The sequence below is a fragment of the Ammoniphilus soli genome (assembly GCF_040813775.1).
Genome location: NZ_JBEGDL010000036.1, coordinates 1 through 18,164 on the forward strand (window position 1 = coordinate 1; position 18,164 = coordinate 18,164).

General features: G+C 39.6%; 16 protein-coding genes and 1 pseudogene. 14 read left to right on the forward strand and 3 right to left on the reverse strand.

Going from position 1 to position 18,164, the window contains the following annotated elements; all coding sequences use genetic code 11:
* Together ABLT31_RS32115 and ABLT31_RS32120 are read right to left on the reverse strand one after the other, a co-directional pair.
* Positions 1-208: alpha/beta fold hydrolase (locus ABLT31_RS32115; RefSeq protein ID WP_367759414.1), on the reverse strand; the 208-nt coding region annotated here is incomplete at its 3' end.
* Between the two features lie 593 nt (positions 209-801).
* Entirely contained in the window at positions 802-2,091 is a 1,290-nt protein-coding gene (locus ABLT31_RS32120) for an MFS transporter (protein WP_367759416.1), read from the reverse strand.
* A gap of 1,488 nt (positions 2,092-3,579) precedes the next feature.
* Here ABLT31_RS32120 and ABLT31_RS32125 point away from each other — a divergent pair.
* The 13 genes and pseudogenes from ABLT31_RS32125 to ABLT31_RS32185 all read left to right on the forward strand — a co-directional run bounded on the left by ABLT31_RS32125 (position 3,580) and on the right by ABLT31_RS32185 (position 16,532).
* Positions 3,580-4,442, forward strand: a pseudogene (locus tag ABLT31_RS32125) (TRAP transporter substrate-binding protein).
* Positions 4,443-5,296: 854 nt separating this feature from the next.
* On the forward strand, positions 5,297-5,893 hold the full coding sequence (locus ABLT31_RS32130; protein ID WP_367759418.1) for a TetR family transcriptional regulator: 597 nt from the start codon (positions 5,297-5,299) through the stop codon (positions 5,891-5,893).
* Between the two features lie 175 nt (positions 5,894-6,068).
* Positions 6,069-6,221, forward strand: coding sequence for a hypothetical protein (locus tag ABLT31_RS32135; protein ID WP_367759420.1), 153 nt, complete (start codon positions 6,069-6,071; stop codon positions 6,219-6,221).
* Between the two features lie 234 nt (positions 6,222-6,455).
* Positions 6,456-7,292: an SDR family NAD(P)-dependent oxidoreductase gene (locus ABLT31_RS32140; RefSeq protein WP_367759422.1), complete on the forward strand. Its 837-nt coding sequence runs from the start codon at positions 6,456-6,458 to the stop codon at positions 7,290-7,292.
* Between the two features lie 47 nt (positions 7,293-7,339).
* A complete protein-coding gene (locus tag ABLT31_RS32145; RefSeq protein ID WP_367759424.1) occupies positions 7,340-7,777 on the forward strand; it encodes a MaoC/PaaZ C-terminal domain-containing protein in 438 nt (145 codons plus the stop codon).
* A gap of 181 nt (positions 7,778-7,958) precedes the next feature.
* Entirely contained in the window at positions 7,959-8,750 is a 792-nt protein-coding gene (locus ABLT31_RS32150; RefSeq protein WP_367759426.1) for a citrate/2-methylcitrate synthase, read from the forward strand.
* 60 nt (positions 8,751-8,810) lie between these two features.
* On the forward strand, positions 8,811-9,179 hold the full coding sequence (locus tag ABLT31_RS32155; RefSeq protein ID WP_367759428.1) for a cupin domain-containing protein: 369 nt from the start codon (positions 8,811-8,813) through the stop codon (positions 9,177-9,179).
* A gap of 659 nt (positions 9,180-9,838) precedes the next feature.
* The gene (locus ABLT31_RS32160; RefSeq protein WP_367759430.1) at positions 9,839-10,120 is read left to right on the forward strand and encodes a hypothetical protein; all 282 of its coding nucleotides are present in this window, start codon (positions 9,839-9,841) and stop codon (positions 10,118-10,120) included.
* Position 10,121: 1 nt separating this feature from the next.
* On the forward strand, positions 10,122-11,633 hold the full coding sequence (locus tag ABLT31_RS32165) for a sodium:solute symporter family protein (protein WP_367759432.1): 1,512 nt from the start codon (positions 10,122-10,124) through the stop codon (positions 11,631-11,633).
* 149 nt (positions 11,634-11,782) lie between these two features.
* On the forward strand, positions 11,783-13,867 hold the full coding sequence (locus ABLT31_RS32170; RefSeq protein WP_462976563.1) for a molybdopterin-containing oxidoreductase family protein: 2,085 nt from the start codon (positions 11,783-11,785) through the stop codon (positions 13,865-13,867).
* Positions 13,868-14,405: 538 nt separating this feature from the next.
* A complete protein-coding gene (locus ABLT31_RS32175; protein ID WP_367759434.1) occupies positions 14,406-15,185 on the forward strand; it encodes an SDR family NAD(P)-dependent oxidoreductase in 780 nt (259 codons plus the stop codon).
* Positions 15,186-15,268: 83 nt separating this feature from the next.
* Positions 15,269-16,063 (forward strand): SDR family NAD(P)-dependent oxidoreductase, encoded by a 795-nt coding sequence (locus tag ABLT31_RS32180; RefSeq protein ID WP_367759436.1) that lies wholly within the window; start codon positions 15,269-15,271, stop codon positions 16,061-16,063.
* Positions 16,064-16,280: 217 nt separating this feature from the next.
* Complete coding sequence (locus tag ABLT31_RS32185; protein WP_367759438.1) at positions 16,281-16,532, forward strand: molybdopterin dinucleotide binding domain-containing protein; 252 nt, start codon at positions 16,281-16,283, stop codon at positions 16,530-16,532.
* Here the strand turns inward: ABLT31_RS32185 and ABLT31_RS32190 are convergent.
* Positions 16,485-16,679: a hypothetical protein gene (locus tag ABLT31_RS32190; RefSeq protein WP_367759497.1), complete on the reverse strand. Its 195-nt coding sequence runs from the start codon at positions 16,677-16,679 to the stop codon at positions 16,485-16,487. The genes ABLT31_RS32185 and ABLT31_RS32190 overlap by 48 nt on opposite strands.
* 405 nt (positions 16,680-17,084) lie before the next feature.
* Between ABLT31_RS32190 and ABLT31_RS32195 the strand changes: the two genes are divergently transcribed.
* A complete protein-coding gene (locus ABLT31_RS32195) occupies positions 17,085-18,128 on the forward strand; it encodes an alcohol dehydrogenase catalytic domain-containing protein (protein ID WP_367759440.1) in 1,044 nt (347 codons plus the stop codon).
* Positions 18,129-18,164: the final 36 nt, after the last annotated feature.

Below are 18,164 nucleotides of genomic sequence, written 5' to 3' on the forward strand. Positions count from 1 at the left end.
GCATCTCAAGTACGTAGACAGAAAAATTATCTGTGAATGCAGGAGCATTCAATGCGTAGACATCAGCCATTGCATCAAAAGCAGGGATAAAAATTAGTGGCATACCACTTCCCTTATGAAGATAGCGGATTTTCACTCCGTCATTTGCAACGAAATAATCTTCAGTAAAACCTTGCATCAATGGATTTCTTGTGTATAATGTGCTCATATTAATTCCTCCCTTTCCTTGGATAGTGACCCAAAGATCCAGTTATTATTGCTACTTTTCCTGTTAAATCGAAATTACTTTACATTGAAGTGACTCCTTTGTTATATATTGTTATCCTTATCCTTTTTAAAGGTTATACTAACTTAATAGGTCTATTTTTAAATGGATGCCAGAAGAATTAAGCTAATGTTAGGTAAGCTGCAATTTTACAATTCTCAAGGATTAATGTTATGTTACTTAATTCTGTTTAATTCCGAACAAGCTCTTCAAGGGTATACTGGGAAATACCATTGGAAGAATTGGTCCGTATGATGTCAGGCCCGGCTTGAATCTGTAAGTCCGTGCAATAAAATCAATACTTTACCATTGGGATTTTCCATTTCAATGTATTTCATAGTGATGCCAGTAGAAAGTTTTACTAATTTTTTTGAGATTTCCAATCAGCCTGGGAAATACTTTTCGGTAGATTGGAAACTTGTTTTGACTGTTAACCTGATGTGTAAGTAGGCATAATAATCCCCTCTTAGAAAAAGTATTATTTAAATTTATAAAGGTCAGAAAATTATACATATATTTAGGCTAATTAAATTTAATCAACTAGTTGCCAATTGTGTAACATCCTTAGCCTGCATTTGTTTAGCTTTAGGGCCTGTCTCCTCAATAAACCATTGTACGAATATACTTCCGAGTGTCGGAATGGTAAAAATGAGCATTACCATCGGCATTGACATTCCGAGATTAAGCAACGCCTGGAAAATCGCAGGAACGAAGAAAGCAGGTGACCAGGCACATGCAAGTATGATTGCAAACGCTGCACCAATAAAGGAAGGATCGGATTTCGAAAGATCTAGCGAAATCATTGAGTAGTATACAAAATAACCAACGGAACCTACCCCAAATAGAAATGCGCCTGCTAGAACAACATAATAGTTGTCCATGAATATTATCAACATCGCACTGAAAAATATAAGAATTAGTGAAGATAGACCTATTATTTTTCTTCGTCCCAGGGCTGTCATGATTAAACCGCAGATAAAGCCAAATGAAGCGGATCCTATTGGGCTGACGCCAGCCAACTTGGAAGAGGCTTCTTTGCTCATACCGTGTTCCAACTCAAAAAAAGCAGGTAAGTAGCCCATAAATGCTATGCCAGTAATCCCCACTCCTATTATAACTACACACATCTTCAAGACGATTTTGTTCTTTACGACCCGCACTAGACCCATTTGGCCAACTTGGCTATCTGCTTGTTCTGCAGCATTTGCTTTTTCGCTGCGTTTCGGATCTCTTAGAACGAATATTGAAATAACGAAAAGTACGGCCGTAAGAATACCATAGAAGCCAAAAGTAGCCTGCCAGGTATGCATAAAACCAAGTACAGGTAGGGTAAAGTAAAAACCCGCTGAAACCCCAAGAGTGCTTATCGAAGTACGCGCACCCAGCCAAGCAGGCTGTTGTGTCCTTGGAATCCACTGTGCCACGATAACACCAGGAAGTGGAAAATATAATCCATAACCAATACCAACGATAACTCTTGCGATCAGATGCAGCACAAATCCGTCTCCTGAAAAGAAAGCCATGATACCGCCTATTGCTACCATTGCCAATGAAATGACCGCAGTCCACTTGGTACCAATTTTTTCTATGGAAACACTTCCAACAAAGACGAAAATACATGTTACCACATAAATTGCAGATAATAAATACCCAGTCTGACCTAAATTCCAATGTGATTTCTCAACAATTGTCGTCATAATCGGTGCGGGCGCAACCAGAATAACGCTCGTCAAAAACGTCATAACCATCGCGAATACACCATTTAAATAACTTGTAAACGTTTCTTTTTCCATATCCCCTCCGATCTTTTTAATAAAGATAGACATAGAATATTCTCTTATATAACATTATGAATATTTCGAATTCATCTTTTACAGTCCTACCTCTAAATTAATTAGAAATTACATCCCCCTTCTTTTATTATTGCTTTCTAACTACTGCCCCCTTTCTTTTTTTACTTATCAGTAAGTAAATTAACCATACCACATTGATGATACTACGTCAAGAAAATAGACACAGATTTCTACCGCACTTTCGCTTGGTGGCCTTCATAAAAAAGTTTAAATTTATAGAGATTTAAACTTTTTTATGAAGGAGAAATCAAGCTGCGAATTTCCTGTACATTTGTTCAAATTCATTCGGTGGGACTGTACTTAACCAAATATATAGGAGGGATTTTAGATGAGGACTGTATAGGAAGAAGAAGTAAAGACATTACAAAGAAAAGAGGTATGAAAAGTACAGTGCTGAATAGGGTATGGTCATCTTTATACAATGAAAGGAGAGAGTCTCTTTGGAATTTTAAGTGGTACAGGCTTTCTGAGCAAAAATGAAAACGGAAACACCGATTTACATATGCATGCAGTATTTTTTTGGAAGCAGGGAATTATCTTCGGACATTCAGGAGCCAGTCTCTTTTTAGGAGAGCTCGCAAGCCACTGATGAAAGGTTTTCTGGTGAATAGATGTGCAATGCGATACAAAATTGCGAATGGTTCGCTTTTCTATGGAGGATTTCGGAAAACATCATTTTACGCAAAATTCCTATAAGAAATTTAATGAGTGCGTAATGAAATTACTTAAAACGTAAATTCCAAGAATTAATAAGTTTTTCCATAGATCCTTTGAAACCTGTCTTTCGGGAATCGCGGGCGTCGATGGGAGTTACTAGTGACACGTTGCTACTCGGAAGATTTTGAAGGTGGCCTCATTGAAATCGGTCACAACTGTTAAGGCTTTGCCTCTGATAATGAAGAAACCACTACTAACGGCTCATATCTCGCCCTGTGAAAAATGGGGAGTCTATGAAATTTATCTAAGGCGCTGATATGAGAAAGTGCAGTATTAGTTGTCTGGCGGCTGGGCGGTTGTGAAGGAAAATGGATGGAAGGCAACGTTATTCTGGGAAAAGATCGATGGTCAGTAGTGTTAGTTCGGCTAGTGGAGGGTATCAAACAGTGAAACGCTCCATAATTCAATCAAACATAAAACGCTCATAAAACTGGTGTCTGAAATTAAATGAGTGTGCGTACTTAAAGGACTAGCTAAAGTCTCTAAGGATAGCCGCCGAGAGATGAAACAAATTAATAGATTCAGGTTTAAAATTTTAAAATTTAAATATTTTTTTGAGGGGGATAAAAAGTGTTTAATAAAATAACCAATTGTTTCATAATTTTATGTCTGATTTTATTTTTGGCGGCCTGTTCTGAAAGAGGATCTTCTTCAGAAGTAGGGACCTCTGCTGTTGCTGGTAAGAATAATAATGATGAAAAGGTATTTGAGTTTTATTTAAATTCCATATACCCTAATACAGATATGAGTTCTAAGTATTTTGGATTAGAATTTGCTAAAGAAGTTGAAGAAAGGAGCAATGGACGTATTAAAATTAGTGACCATTATGCAAATGAACTGGTGCCTCAAAACGAAGTTTTGGCCGCTTTGAATTCAGGAACAATTGACTTTGCGATAACTTCACCGTTAATTTATTCAGATACCGCTCCAACTGGTAATATCGGACTACTTCCATATTGGACTGATTCAATAGAACATGGATATGAACTTTTACGTGAGACAGAAGTAGGTACTATTCTAGAGCAAGACTTTGAGGAACATGGAGCAAAAATAATCGGTTATAATCTACTTGATCCTTATGCTATTTTTACAAAAAAACCGGTTGAAGATTTAGATGAGCTTAGTAAATTGGTTATACGTTCTGCGGGATGGACTACAGATATATGGTTTAAAGATATTCGAATGTCAACCGCTTCAATAGGACCAGCTGACTTGTACGATGCGATGCAGAGTACTCAACATTGGAAACTCTTAAATTAGGCGAAGTTACTAATTATGTCATTGAACCTTCAATTACAGATACGGTCCCTGTTACTCTCCTTGTCGGGACGGGAGCTTGGAATGAGCTACCTGAGGATTTACAAAAGATCGTCCAAGAAGTAGCTCTTGACATGGAGCAAAAGGTAATAGAGAACAATAAAGAATTTATATCAAAAATACCAGATACACTAGAAAAATATAATATTGAGATCATTTCATTCTCAGAAGAAGACCAACAGAAGTTGTATGATCATGCTCAAGTCATCTGGGATAAATTCGCTAAAATGAGCGATAAAACAGCTAGAATTGTTGAGTATTTGCGTGAGGAACAAAGAGTAACACAATAAAAATAGCAAAAATATGTAACTAAAGTATTTAGAAATACGTTCATGATGCCAATCTAGGTTGGGAACAAGTAAATGAGCAGATGTTTGGAGATCGTCTACTAAGATTTTTCTCTTCTCCTAGTGGAATTACGTTTGAATTATTAGAAGAAAAAAGTATATGATTTTTGATAAACACGTTTTGTGTTATAATACTCGTTAAATTGATTGATTTTGTTTGCTGCGTCTTGTGGGTCCTTGAAGCCTATAAGACGCATTTTTCTTTCAGAGTCCGATGATACCTCTCAATTTTCCCGTTTGTCTCTGGATGCTTATACGCTGTTCGAATATGCTCATTCCTTCCTTTTTCAAGTATTGTCTAAACCTTTTTGACAGGTACTGACTGCCGTTATCTGTCACCAGTTTTAGTGAATGATCCGACGGAAGACTCGCCCTCCCCCTTTAATCCACGTCATACAATATCCACTTTTTGATCTGCTGTACATCTTGATGGTCTCGGCATTTAAAAAACTCCCTTCCATGTATTTAATGATACGATACATAGGGGAGCCATCTCAAACCTCGAAATTACCCTCCAGCCTAGTTTTGTCCAAGAATCTCTGACGCAGAACACAAATTCATAGCGAAACTTTTAATGGCACGCCGGTCATCGAGGGTGAGGAAATGATCCCATAAATCTATGAATTATTATTTTTAGTAACTAAATGTATTTTGGTGAGTGTGATGGCTGATTTAGAAGAATACTTTATACATCCCATATGGTAGAGAATATCTTTTTAGAGTAGACATATACTTATTTTTGGGATAATATAAAATTAGTTTTTTACTTACCGATAAGTAAAAAGTTGGAGGTTAAGATGGAAACTGGGAATCGTATCTCAAAGAGGATAATAATTTTAACTGCTTCTGGGATATTTGCTAAAAAAGGGTATCGAGCATCTACACTTGAAGATGTGGCTAATGAACTTGGTGTGACTAAACCTGCACTCTATTATTATGTCAAGAACAAGCATCAAATCTTATGGTCAATTTTTGAAGAAATACTGGATATATATCTTCGTTCAGCAATGGCTATTCTGGAAAAAGATCTGGATCCTAAAGAAAAACTCCACAGATTAATTGAAAGTCATGCACACGCTGTTCTAGATAACAGATACCTCACCACCATTTTCGTTCATGAACGGGCAGAGCTTACAGACGAAGAACTTAAATTGTTGAAAACTAAGATTCGGGCGTACGAGCTCATATTTGTCGAAGTATATAGAGAAGGCATAAAGAGGGGGGTTTTTATAGATTTGAATCCATTCCCTGTAATCAAGGGAATATTTGGAATGATAAATGGATTGTATCAATGGTATGACGAACGAGGTGCAATTTCCAAAAAGGAAATAATAGATATTTATACACAAATCCTTGAAGAAGGGTATGTAAATTTAGTGAAGGTTCCTCGCTGATTAGCGAGGAACTATAATAACAATATTTATTAACAAACGTTTACTGACTGGTAAGTAAAAAGTAGTTGACTATATACTTCCGTTCTTTTATCTAGATCAGTCATCAAAATGAAATGAGAAAATTCCGGAGCAGAGGTTAATTGATTCAGATAATAAAAATGAGAGGAGTTGCCTGATGACAATAGTAATTGTAGACCAATGCATTAATTGTAAAGAAGAATTGGCACCATGGGAAAGAAATCGAGCGGTTTGTCTCCTTTGCCAAGAAAGCACCAATGAGGTTTATGAAGATGGTGTTGAAGAAGTTGAAAGTGTGAAAGGAGGATGAACAATGCTGTCAAGTGGCTAAATGGATTTTGCTAGTACTTTTGAAGGTATAACCTTAAAAACCATAAGGTGTTAAAAAGACTGTACATTTAAACAATTGTAATGTATAATAAAATTCATAAAATGGTTTACTGACTAGTAAGTAAAAGAAGATGGGAAATTGTCCATTTCCATCATAAAGAGTACACCAACTCTAATCAAAACATTAAGTAAGGACTAACGATTTGGCCATTGGATGGCAAATGATGAAAAACTAGATGGTGGTATTTTAGAGAGGAGAGACATGTCTATGAGTAATGGAAAAATTGCAGTTGTCACTGGAGCAGGATCTGGAATTGGAAAATCAATAGCTCTTACATTAACAAGGGAAGGGTATAGTGTTTTTTTGTCGGATGTTTCAGAGGATAGGTTACATCAAGCTGTACTGGAGGCGAGGGAAATTGGTATTGCTGATGGGGTTGTAGCTGATGTTTCACAAGTGGACCAGGTAGAACGTTTATTTCAAAAAGCATCTTCAAATTTGAATAAAATTGATGTCGTCGTAAATGCTGCAGGGGTTTTCGATGGTTACGCCGGTATAGAAGACACTTCCTGTGAACTTTGGCAAAAAATCATCGATATTAATCTTACAGGTTGTTTTTACACTTGCAAAGAAGCTTCTAAATGGATGATTGCCCAGCGCAGCGGACGCATTATTAATATCTCTTCTGTTGGTGGGCTTCGTGGATCCGCAGATGGTCTTGCCTACACTGCTTCAAAATTTGGCTTAATTGGCCTAACCAAACGTCTTGCGGTAGATTTGGGGAAATACGGAGTAACAGTGAATGCGGTTTGTCCAGGTGTGATTCAGACTTCCATTCGGGCAACTTCTGCTGAAGTGCTAGGTGAAATAGCTCCAGACATGAATGCTGGTGTAGGGGTCTCTCAAGGGTTTTTGGATCGAACGGTTCCTCTTCGCAGAACTGGAGATACCTCGGAAATTGCAGAGGTAGTAGCTTTCCTTGCTAGTGACAAAGCTTCATATATACATGGTCAATCCATTGCAGTTGATGGTGGATGGACTGCAACATAAGGATATCGACTGATTCAGATTATTAAAAATGACTGGAGGAACAAGCAATGGGATACTACTATGAAGACTTAAACGAAGGTGATCAATTTGAAAGTCCCAAAAGGACAATAACGGAAGCGGATATTATTTTATTTGCGGGTTTTTCCGGAGATTTTAACCCCATTCACACGGATGAAGAGTTTGCGAAAACAACCCAGTTTGGCACCCGTATTTTACATGGACCAGCAGGTTTTGTAATTGCCACTGGTCTAGAAAGTCGACTGGGGATAAAAGAAGGGACAGCTATTGCCTTCCTTGGAATGACCTGGGATCTTCGAGCGCCGATTAAACCAGGAGATACGATCCACGTGGTTGAAACTGTTAAGTCTAAACGGGAGACTTCTAAAGCTGACCGAGGGATTGTCTTCTTTAATGTGGAAGTTGTCAACCAAAATGGAGAGATATGCCAAGAGGGTGAATGGAAAGTGATGATGAAGAGGAGATAGACGGAATGAATCTAGCATGATGCGTTTCAGAGCTCCCAAGGTAGAGAAATGAAAAATAGCCATAAAGGAGATGAGCAAACTGTGGAAAAGCATAGAGTCGGAACCCTGCAGCAAAGAGGAGATCAATGCAAGAATCAATCCGAGGAACCACTTCGCAGCCAGGGCATTAAGGTGGTAAACAATGAATAGGTATAGTTGGACTTCACCAGTCAGTACGGTAGAAAACGGGGAGATCCTAATTCGTGGATACTCTATACAAGAGGTGATGAAACACCTTTCATTTCATGACTCTATATTTCTTGTTCTACGAGGCGAACTGCCTAGCAAAGAGCAATCCGAGGTGTTTCGGGCATGCTTAACTTCCATTCTGGATTATGCGATGGGCCCCGCGCCGTTTGCAGGACGTGTAGTGGCCTCTGGGAACCCTCAATTGGGACCAGCTATGGCAGCTGGGATTTTAGCACAAGGTCAATATGCGGTCTCTCCTCAAGATGCGGGTGAATTCTTGAATAATGCTCTTATTGTTTTGGAAGAGGTAAACCCAGATATCCCGAGGGCTGCTTTGGCTGTTGTTACTGATTATCGTTCGAAGAAAAAGCGGATTCCTGGTCTGGGTCTTCCAACTAACTTAGGTATAGATCCAAGAGCGTACACCATTAGTGAGATTCTTAAAGAGAATGGTTTATGGGGGACAGCTGCTCGTTTGTCCGAAGAGATCCAAAAAGTTTGGAATACAGAGACAGGAAAGAATCTGGTCATCAATGTCGATGGAATGTTGGCTGTTGCTTTAACGGAACTAGGATTTGAGCCGTGTGAGATGGGTGGGGTTGCCGCGATGTCGATGCTGCCTGGAATTATTGCCAACGCAGTCCACGAATTAAAGAATGGGGTACCTATTCGCCAAATTTCCGAGTTGACATATACAGGCCCGGCAAAAAGATATTTAGCTGATTTCATTGGACAACGTGGATAAAAATACTTTATTAATTCCTGAGAATAAGTACGCAAAATTGTGGATATGGAGGTTGGAAGGATGCAAAAATCAGTTGAATTAGTTTCCTACTTTAATAAAAACGAAATTAGCTATGATCCAATTAGTGTGCAGTCGGGAAAAGCAGAGCTTTCATCGGTCATTAAGAGTCCATTCTCGAATACAATGGGTGCTGGATTTATTAAATTAAGCAGCACATCTTTTGACTGGCAGGTGAAATACGATGAAGTTATTTGCGTTACTTCAGGGAGTATGTATATCGTCGAAAATGAACAAAAAATCACGGCAAACAAAGGGGATATTTATTTCTTGAAGGAAGGGGCAAAAGTTACCTACGGAACAGATCAAGATGTAGAATTTTTTTATTCTTTATACCCGGCAAACTGGCGTGAATTAAACGGTCTAGTATAAGGGATCTGATAAAATAATACAGGAGTAAAAAACTTCTTAAATAAACAAAACGATTCATTTTACCTACCGGTAAGTAAAAAGGTTAACCAAAATGGTTTAAGGTAAAAAGAAGGTTTAATAGAAATCTACTAATTATTAAACTTTTATTTACTTACTGGTAAAATTCTGGTTCTGGTCACCTTAATGTATCTGGGGAACCTATTGAGAATAGATCTGGAGAATAGGTATATACAAAATTCTAATACAACTATTGATTAATGGTGATCTAATAGAAACTGTAGATAGAAATTATTCCACTGTTTTGAATGGTCCTTTGCAGATAAAGATCAACTAGTAAAGTTGATTTTTTTTTAGAATTGTGAGACAGAAATTTCAAAAAAATTACTGTAATCTGCAAAAAGGAAAACTATTCCGAATATAGTACAAGCGGCCAATTGAGCGAAGCAAATTCTGTATATTGGATGCTGGCTATGACCAATCAAAGTACCATGAAACGTAATAGTTTGATACACAAAATTTACTTACTATTAAGTAAAAAGAGACTACAAAATTTGTAGGTTATAGCCTTTTTCTGAAGAGTTGCTTGTTACGCCAACAATATGGCCAATGTAAATCGTTTAGCAAAGAAATTAACTTAATAAAGGAGATGAAGAAAGTATATGGGATTGAAAGTTCATCATAATATCATATTCCTTCTAATAAGTGGCTTTTTACTTGCTCTTATGATACATCCCAGTGTTTTTGAATGGTACAATCGAATTGATCCTTGGGTTTTAGGGTTGCCATTTGGAACATTTTGGGTGATATTCTGCAATCTTTGTATATGCGGTACTCTTATTGTCTGGTATTATACAGATTCTGTAAAAGGTGAGTTTGATGTTGATATTGAACCAGCAACAGAAGAAGAATTAAATGAGTGGCGCGGAAGAGGAGGGCTGTAAAATGTCTATGTCTTTAGCTTTTATTATAGCTTTCTTCGCGATTATGATATTTATCAACGTGAAAAATATGAAAGTAGCAGACTACGAGGATTACGCAACATCAAGGGGTAGTTTTGGAAAGTGGGCAGTGGCATGTGCTGTTTTCGCTTCGTGGTATTCAGGCTCTATTTTTAATGCGTGGGCTGATTTCAGTGTTGGATTTGGATTCATTGGTATTTACGTAATGATTTACAGTTCAATAATGTTAGTCTTTTACTTCTTTGTCGCTGAGAGAGTATATTTGTGGGGCAAAAAGTATAGACTTTCAACCCTGGGCGAGTTTTTAGGTTTACGATACCGGAGTAAAACACTCCGTTTGTTGGTTGGTCTTGTAGGACTTGTTTTTCCTTTGGGCTTTTTATTATTAGAATGGGTAGCTCTAGGTGTTGTATTTCACTATGCTACCGGCTTAAGCTCGTTTACGGGAATGGTAATTGGAGTTGTGGTGATGATCATCTATGTAGTAACTGGTGGGATGAGGTCTGTTGTAAAAGCCAACATGTTACAGGGTTCATATATGTTCTTTATAGGCGTAGGAGTAATGTTTTATTTAATTTATAGTAATTTTGGCAGCTTCAGTGGAGCTATGACTGTGTTAAACGAAAAATTTCCTGACTTATTGACCTATCCAGGTCCTGGTTGGGATCCGCCATCCACATACTGGACATCAATTATACTTTTAAGTGCTTTAGCGTCTCCAATGTTACCACATGTTTTCAATAAATTACTGGCTGCGGATAGTGTTAAGTCTATAAAACAAGGATCATTAATAGCTCCTATAATGAGCATTATCTTCTGGGCGGCATTTACATTTTTAGGCATGGTTCTCCATACTTTTGACTATGCCAAGAATAATCCTTATGAAGCGTATATATGGATTGCTCAACAAGCTGGACCGTTGCCAATGGCTCTAATGAGTGTGCTAATAGTTGCAGCAGGCATTTCATCAGCTGCTGGAATGATCCAAGCTATTTCCAGTGTAGTAACCACGGATATTGTATCAGTGATCAATCGTAAAATTACAGATAAACAATCCGTTTTGATAGCAAGGGTAACCGTAGTGGTATTTTCCATAATAACCCTGTATGTGGCATCACTTGGTCTACAAAAGTTAATCTTTATGGCTTTCTACACATATCAAGGCTTGGTAATATTATTCCCAATCACAGCTTTAGGATTATATTGGAAGAGAGCAAATAAGGTTGGTGCTATCGTTTCCTTAGTGGTCGGCATAACGATTTCTATGTATATAAGTCTTGCTCAGCCCGCCTTTTTAGCCGACTTGGGTTGGCAAGGTGGTATTTACGGAGTACTGGTTGCTTTTGCGATTATGATTATTGATGGATTTTTACATCCTGTAGATTCTCATGTAGGAAAATTGTGGAAGGATATAGAAGGGGCAAAAAACAGGTCTTCTATTAAAGGAGATAGAACAATAGGATCACAAAACAACCAAAAAAGAATGGAAGCCTAAGTAAAAAATACCGAGTATTATCTATGGTAGAGTTCATAATTACATTTATGTGTGGTGGTGGTTTTACCACCACACCCTTTCAGAAAATGAGTCAAACTATATACTCTCTGCGTGAAAACTCTTAATTTATAGAGAGGAGGAGGAGAACGGTGGCGAAGTTTACTCAATCGGAGAATGGGGTGTTTCGCGCGGTTTGTCCTTTGGATTGTCCGGATACATGCGCCTTACATGTATACAAAGAAAAGGGGAAAATCGTCAAAGTGACCGGGAATCCCGATCACCCGATTACCAAAGGAGCGATATGCAATAAGGTTCGCAATATGGCGGAACGGATATATCATCCGGAGCGCGTGCTCTATCCGCTGAAGCGGGTGGGCCGCAAAGGGGAAGGTTCTTTTGTGCGGATTAGCTGGGAGGAAGCCCTTGGGGAAATCGTTTCACGCTTTAAAGAAATCATTGCGGAAAGTGGTCCGGAAGCCATTTTGCCTTACAGCTTTTATGGGAACATGGGCCTGCTCAACGCGGAAGGTTTGGATCGCCGTTTTTTCCACCGCCTGGGATCCAGTCAACTCGAGCAAACGATTTGTAGTGCCGCAGGAGAAGCAGGTTTCGGGTATACCATGGGCATCGGCGGAGGACTTTTGCCGGAGGAAACCGTCGAGTCCAAGTTGATCATCGTGTGGGGATGCAATTTGGTTAGTACTAACATGCATCAGGTCGTCTTAGCGGAACAAGCCCGAAAAAATGGAGCGCAAATCATCGTCATTGATGTCCATAAAAATCAAACGGGAAAGTGGGCGGATTGGTTTATTCCGGTGCGCCCGGGAACGGATGCGGCACTTGCCTTGGGGATGATGAATGTTTTGTTTGCGGAGAATCTGGTGGACCAAGTGTTCCTGGAAACATACTGCCATGGCTATGAGGAGCTGCGTGAGCATGTCCGATCTTATTCGCCTGAGCGGGTGGCCCGAATTACCGGGGTTCCGGTCGAGGATCTATTAAAATTGTCCCGGTTGTACGGAACCGTCTCTCCGAGCTATATCCGGATTGGGAATGGTCTGCAGCACCACGATAACGGTGGAATGTCCGTGCGCACGATTGCCTGCCTTCCGGCCCTAACCGGTCAATGGGGCAAGACTGGAGGAGGGGCCACGAAAAGTAACTACTGGTATGCCGAGCACAACACGCAGGCCCTGCAACGACCCGAACTCAGGCCCAATCCACAGGCCCGGACAATTAATATGAACCGGCTAGGGGAAGCTTTGAGCGAGCTTGATCCGCCGATTCGCAGTCTATTTGTGTATAATTCCAATCCGGCTGCCGTCGCTCCCAACGCGACCAAAGTGCTGACCGGATTAGGTCGAGAGGATTTGTTTACCGTGGTGCATGATCTTTTTATAACGGATACCGCCAAGTACGCCGATCTAGTGCTGCCTGCAAGCAGTTCTTTCGAGAATACGGATCTGTACAAATCCTATTGGCATATGTATATCCAGCTGCAGGAACCGGTTATTCCTAAACAGGGGGAGAGCAAATCGAATGTGGAGCTGTTTAGGATGCTAGCTAAAGCGATGGGTTTTACGGAAGAAGCTTTCGATGATACCGAGGAAGACATGATCAGGCAGGCCTTGGATTATCCTGGAAATCCGTATCTGCAGGGCATCAACTTGGAAGGGTTGCAGGAAAAAGGATGGATGAAATTATCAGTAAAGGAGAGTAAACCGTTCTTAAACCCCCTTCCTACGCCATCCGGAAAAATTGAGCTGTATTCCACGGCCATGGAAGAGCAAGGTCTTCCGCCCCTTCCAACTTATATTCCGCTGCCGGAAGGATTTGACGGGGAGTATCTGCCGCAGGTGAAAGAGAAATATCCGTTGATGCTGATTACCCCTCCCAATCATAATTTCTTGAATTCTACCTTTGCGAATGTGCGAAAGCTTCAAGCAATCGAAAAGCAACCGCTGCTGCAGATCCATCCCAAGGATGCAGCGGAGCGGGGGATTGCCGATGGGGATCCGGTCTTTGTTTGGAATGAGCGGGGAAGGTGTGAGCTTCGGGCCAAGGTCGTCGAGGCAATGCTTCCCGGAGTCGTCATCAGCCAAGGGCTTTGGTGGGGAGTAGAAAACCGCTTGCAGACCGTTAACCAATTAACGCCCGACCGTATCGCGGACATGGGTGGGGGAGCGACATTCTTTTCCACAACCGTACAGGTTGCTCATTCAGTGATAGATTGATGAAAATTGTAATTGATAGAATTAGCATAAACCCTCACCAGAGGTTTTTTTGTAAGCGTCAAATCCAACCCACCTACTAAACATGAGGCAAAGCTGAGATAATCCTCCCAAGAACTTACTTTGGAGGATTATCAATTGACATTCACAGTCTTAAACTATCGGAATTTTGACTGGATAGGCCCGAATACCCTATTATTTTGGAGCTTTAGAACAGAAATCTATATCTCAGTTTTACGTGAGGGGTATCCTTTTTGAACGGCCTCTTAATATGTAAATGCTCAGATTAGTAATAATGTGAAAACTTCAAAAAGTGTTTACAAGTAAAAATTAATATAATATACTAAACTTACTTACCATTCAGTAAGGGGAGGGGGATGAAAATAGGTAGTTACTATAGTGAATCATACATAGACATATAACATAATTGGACTAACATAAATTTGGAAATCAGGTTTTGGCTTTTCCTAAGCTTCTTTTAATAAAATGAAAACAACTCAAACAATACGAGAAAAAGGGGAGAATTGAGAAGATGCGTATAATGGACACTGAAGGTCGAAAAATATTGGATGGTAAAGTAGCTCTAATTACGGGTGGAGCGAGAGGAGTAGGAAAAGAGCTTGCAATAACGTTTTCTAAAGCTGGAGCTAATGTAGCTGTATGTGACCTTAACATGGAAAGTTTAAAAGAGGTAGAAGAGGAAATAAAATTAGCCGGTGGCCAATGCTTACCTTTAGAAGCAGATATAAGCATTAAAAGCCAGGTAGAAGCAATGATGGACAAAATAATTGAACGCTTTGGTCAAATTGATATCCTGGTCAACAATGCAGGTGTATGTATATCAAGCCCTATACTCGAAACGTCCGTAGAAGAATGGGATACTAACATGAACGTAAATCTTAAGGGAACGTTTTTATGTCTTCAAAGTGCCGCTAAATATATGATTGAAGCAAGATATGGGAAGATTGTAAATATTTCTTCTGTTTGTGGAAGAGGTGCGACAAGTGAAGGGATAAGTTATAGTGCCGCGAAGGCTGGAGTTATCCAGGTAACCTATAATGCTGCGGCAGAACTAGGAAAATATAACATTAATGTGAATAGTATTGCTCCGGGATTTATTGCCACTCCTATGGTTAAGCTTGGAAAAACACCTCAAGAGTATGAAGAAATGATAGCTGAATTTAGTAAATCTAACGTCTTGGGTAAAACGGGTTTACCTCAAGATATAGCTAATACTGCTCTATTTTTGGTGTCAGATGAATCTTCATACATTAGTGGACAGACTATTCCTGTTGATGGAGGAAGAATGAACAGGATGTAATACCCGCCTAAATTAAATCACATTGATTGTTAATCTGATAACCTACTTGCAGGTAGTAATAACAAAAAACTAGGAGGAAAATAATGAGTCAATCAGATGAAATATTAAAGGATAGGGTTGCTCTTATCACCGGAGGTGGAACAGGGATAGGACGCACTATTGCTATGGAGCTTGCTAAAGCCGGAGCAGACATTGCAATTACCAGTCGAAACATGGAAAACCTTGAAAAAGTAGTTGCTGAACTAAGGACTCTGGGCAGACGAACGATAGGTGTTGCTGCAGATATTACTAAAAAGATTGAAGTGGATACAATGTATCAACGTGTTATAGATGAATTTGGGAGAGTTGATATTTTAGTCAATTGCTCAGGCGGCAGTGCTCGTGAAAGGTCTTCTCTTTTCTGTCAGTCTACTGAGGAAGTCTGGGATGATATTATTAATCTTAACTACAAGGGAGTACTCAATGTTACACGAGCGGTAATAAATCAGATGATAGAACAAAGAAGTGGAAGAATAATAAGTATTTCGTCACTGGATGGAGTTTTAGGAGCCATGGGACGGGCGGATTATTCCGGAGCCAAGGCAGCGGTAATTGGTTTTAGTAAAGCGCTCGCCAAAGAAGTCGCACAGTATAATATAACAGTTAATTGTATTTCTCCAGGTCCTATTGTAAGTGGTTACGATGAAGTAATGTTGGCAAACAAATCTGAAGAAGCAATGAAATGGGTTGAGAAACTTCAATCGGTAACAGGCTTCGGGTATGGTAAGAAAGAGGATATCTCTGCTATGGCACTATATTTGGCGTCTGATAAATCTGGTTTCATAAGCGGACAAAACATGTCTGTCTGCGGACTAGCAAATATAAATCCAGAATGGTAAGGATATCCAGATAGGAGAGTTCGGTATTGCTTACGGCGTAGCGGTCCTTGTATGTGGCATCACTAGGTCAACAACAGTTAATCTTTATGGCTTTATACACATATCAAGCCTTGATAGTCATATTCCCAGTCACAGTTTTGGGTTTATATTGGAAGAGGGCAAATAAGTTTGGCGCTATCCTATCTTTAGTGGTCGGCCTAAAGATTTCTATGTATATATGTCTTGCTCAGCCCGCCTTTTTAGCTTTGCGAATGTGCGAAAGCTTCAAGCGATCGAAAAGGAACCGCTGCTTCAGATCCATCCAAAGGATGCAGAGGAGCGGGAGATTGCCGATGGAGATCCGGTCTTCGTTTGGAATGAGCGAGGACGATGTGAGCTTCGCGCCAAGGTCTTTGAGGCAATGCTTCCTGGAGAGTCAACATTAGCCAAGGGCTTGGTGGGGAGTAGAAAACTGCCCGCATACCGTTAACCGGTTAACGCCAGACCGAATCGCGGACATGGGTGGGGGAGCGACATCTTTTCCACAACCGTACAGGTTAAGCCCAGGCAGGGATAGATTGATATCACTGATAGATTTGGCATAAACCCTCACCAGAGGTTTTTTTGTAAGCGTCAAACCCTACCCACCTACTAATCATGAGGCAGAGCTGAGATAATCCTCCTTACTTTGGAGGATTATTATATCATTTTGGAGCTTTAGAATAGAAATCTGTATCTCAGTTTTACGTGAGGGGTATCTTTTTTGAACGGCCTCTTAATATATAAATGCTCAGAGTAGTAATAATGTGAAAACTTCAAAAAGTGTTTACAAATAAAAGTTAATATAATATACTAAACTTACTTACCATTCAGTAAAAAAGGAGGGTAAAAATAGGTAGATACTATAGTGAATGCTTTTATACACTAAGAAAAAGGAAATACGAGTAGTTCAGATGCGCTAGCTCTACTTCAGCAAACTATTAATATACCTAGTACAATGAAAAATTTGCCTTTGAAATATCTCATACAAGGAGTGTTTTAAATGAAAGCTGCGGTATTAACAGAACTTAGAAAGCCCTTAGAAATCTTACAAGTTGCAGACCCCGATTTAACTCCAGATGGAGTAATCATAAAAGTATTGGCTAGTGGTGTATGTAGAAGTGACTTGCATATATGGGATGGAGGATTAGACGGGATTGGCCAATCACAAGAATTACCATTTGTCATGGGGCATGAATTTTGTGGGATAATTGAAGAGGTTGGTAAAAATGTTACCAAATTTAAAAAAGGTGATAGAGTTGTAGTTCCATTAACCCATGGATGTGGGCATTGTTATGAATGTTCATCTGGTCACCCTAATGTATGTGGGGATCGTATGGAGATTGGTATTACATGTTGGGGAGGTTTTGCAGAATACGCACTTATCCCAAAGGCAGATACAACGTTAGTTCATTTACCTGAAGAGATAGGTTTTGTGGAAGCCGCTTCATTAGGCTGCAGATTTCCCACTGCCTATCACGGCATTGTTGCTCAAGGGCAAGTACGGCCGGGCGAATGGGTTGCGATTTTTGGGTGTGGGGGTGTTGGTTTATCTGCTATTCATACTGCTGCATCCATAGGAGCGATTGTAATTGCTGTTGACATTAATGACGAAGCATTAAAATTAGCTAAAGAACTGGGGGCGTCATTTACAATTAACGCGAGAGGAAAAGACGTACCTTCCGAAATAAAAGAACTATCCAAGGGCGGAGTTCATGTATCTTTAGATGCTTTAGGCTCTAAACAAACAATTCAACCTGCAATTAAAAGCCTAAGAGCTAGAGGGCGACATGTCCAGATTGGTATCACTGCAACTAATTTTATTGAAGTTCCCGTTGACGACATTATGATGTATGAGTTAACTATGATTGGATCAGCTGGAATTCCATCCTATCAATATCCTTCTATTATTCAATTGATTAAAGATGGAACCCTTAACCCTGGAAAAATGGTTACAAAAACAATTCCTCTTGAGGAAGCTGGACAAATCCTTTTAGATATGCAGGCTCAAAAAAATGTAGGAGCGGTTATAATTGATCGTTTCTAATTGTTAGAAATCTCAACTAAATTTCTTGATAATAAA

Bases quoted from the DNA above. Each gene is read 5' to 3' on its own strand.
- ABLT31_RS32120 (WP_367759416.1), bottom strand. From the start codon at position 2,091: ATGTCTATCTTTATTAAAAAGATCGGAGGGGATATGGAAAAAGAAACG.
- ABLT31_RS32130 (WP_367759418.1), top strand. From the start codon at position 5,297: ATGGAAACTGGGAATCGTATCTCAAAGAGGATAATAATTTTAACTGCT.
- ABLT31_RS32135 (WP_367759420.1), top strand. From the start codon at position 6,069: ATGACAATAGTAATTGTAGACCAATGCATTAATTGTAAAGAAGAATTG.
- ABLT31_RS32140 (WP_367759422.1), top strand. From the start codon at position 6,456: ATGGCAAATGATGAAAAACTAGATGGTGGTATTTTAGAGAGGAGAGAC.
- ABLT31_RS32145 (WP_367759424.1), top strand. From the start codon at position 7,340: ATGGGATACTACTATGAAGACTTAAACGAAGGTGATCAATTTGAAAGT.
- ABLT31_RS32150 (WP_367759426.1), top strand. From the start codon at position 7,959: ATGAATAGGTATAGTTGGACTTCACCAGTCAGTACGGTAGAAAACGGG.
- ABLT31_RS32155 (WP_367759428.1), top strand. From the start codon at position 8,811: ATGCAAAAATCAGTTGAATTAGTTTCCTACTTTAATAAAAACGAAATT.
- ABLT31_RS32160 (WP_367759430.1), top strand. From the start codon at position 9,839: ATGGGATTGAAAGTTCATCATAATATCATATTCCTTCTAATAAGTGGC.
- ABLT31_RS32165 (WP_367759432.1), top strand. From the start codon at position 10,122: ATGTCTATGTCTTTAGCTTTTATTATAGCTTTCTTCGCGATTATGATA.
- ABLT31_RS32175 (WP_367759434.1), top strand. From the start codon at position 14,406: ATGGACACTGAAGGTCGAAAAATATTGGATGGTAAAGTAGCTCTAATT.
- ABLT31_RS32180 (WP_367759436.1), top strand. From the start codon at position 15,269: ATGAGTCAATCAGATGAAATATTAAAGGATAGGGTTGCTCTTATCACC.
- ABLT31_RS32185 (WP_367759438.1), top strand. From the start codon at position 16,281: ATGTCTTGCTCAGCCCGCCTTTTTAGCTTTGCGAATGTGCGAAAGCTT.
- ABLT31_RS32195 (WP_367759440.1), top strand. From the start codon at position 17,085: ATGAAAGCTGCGGTATTAACAGAACTTAGAAAGCCCTTAGAAATCTTA.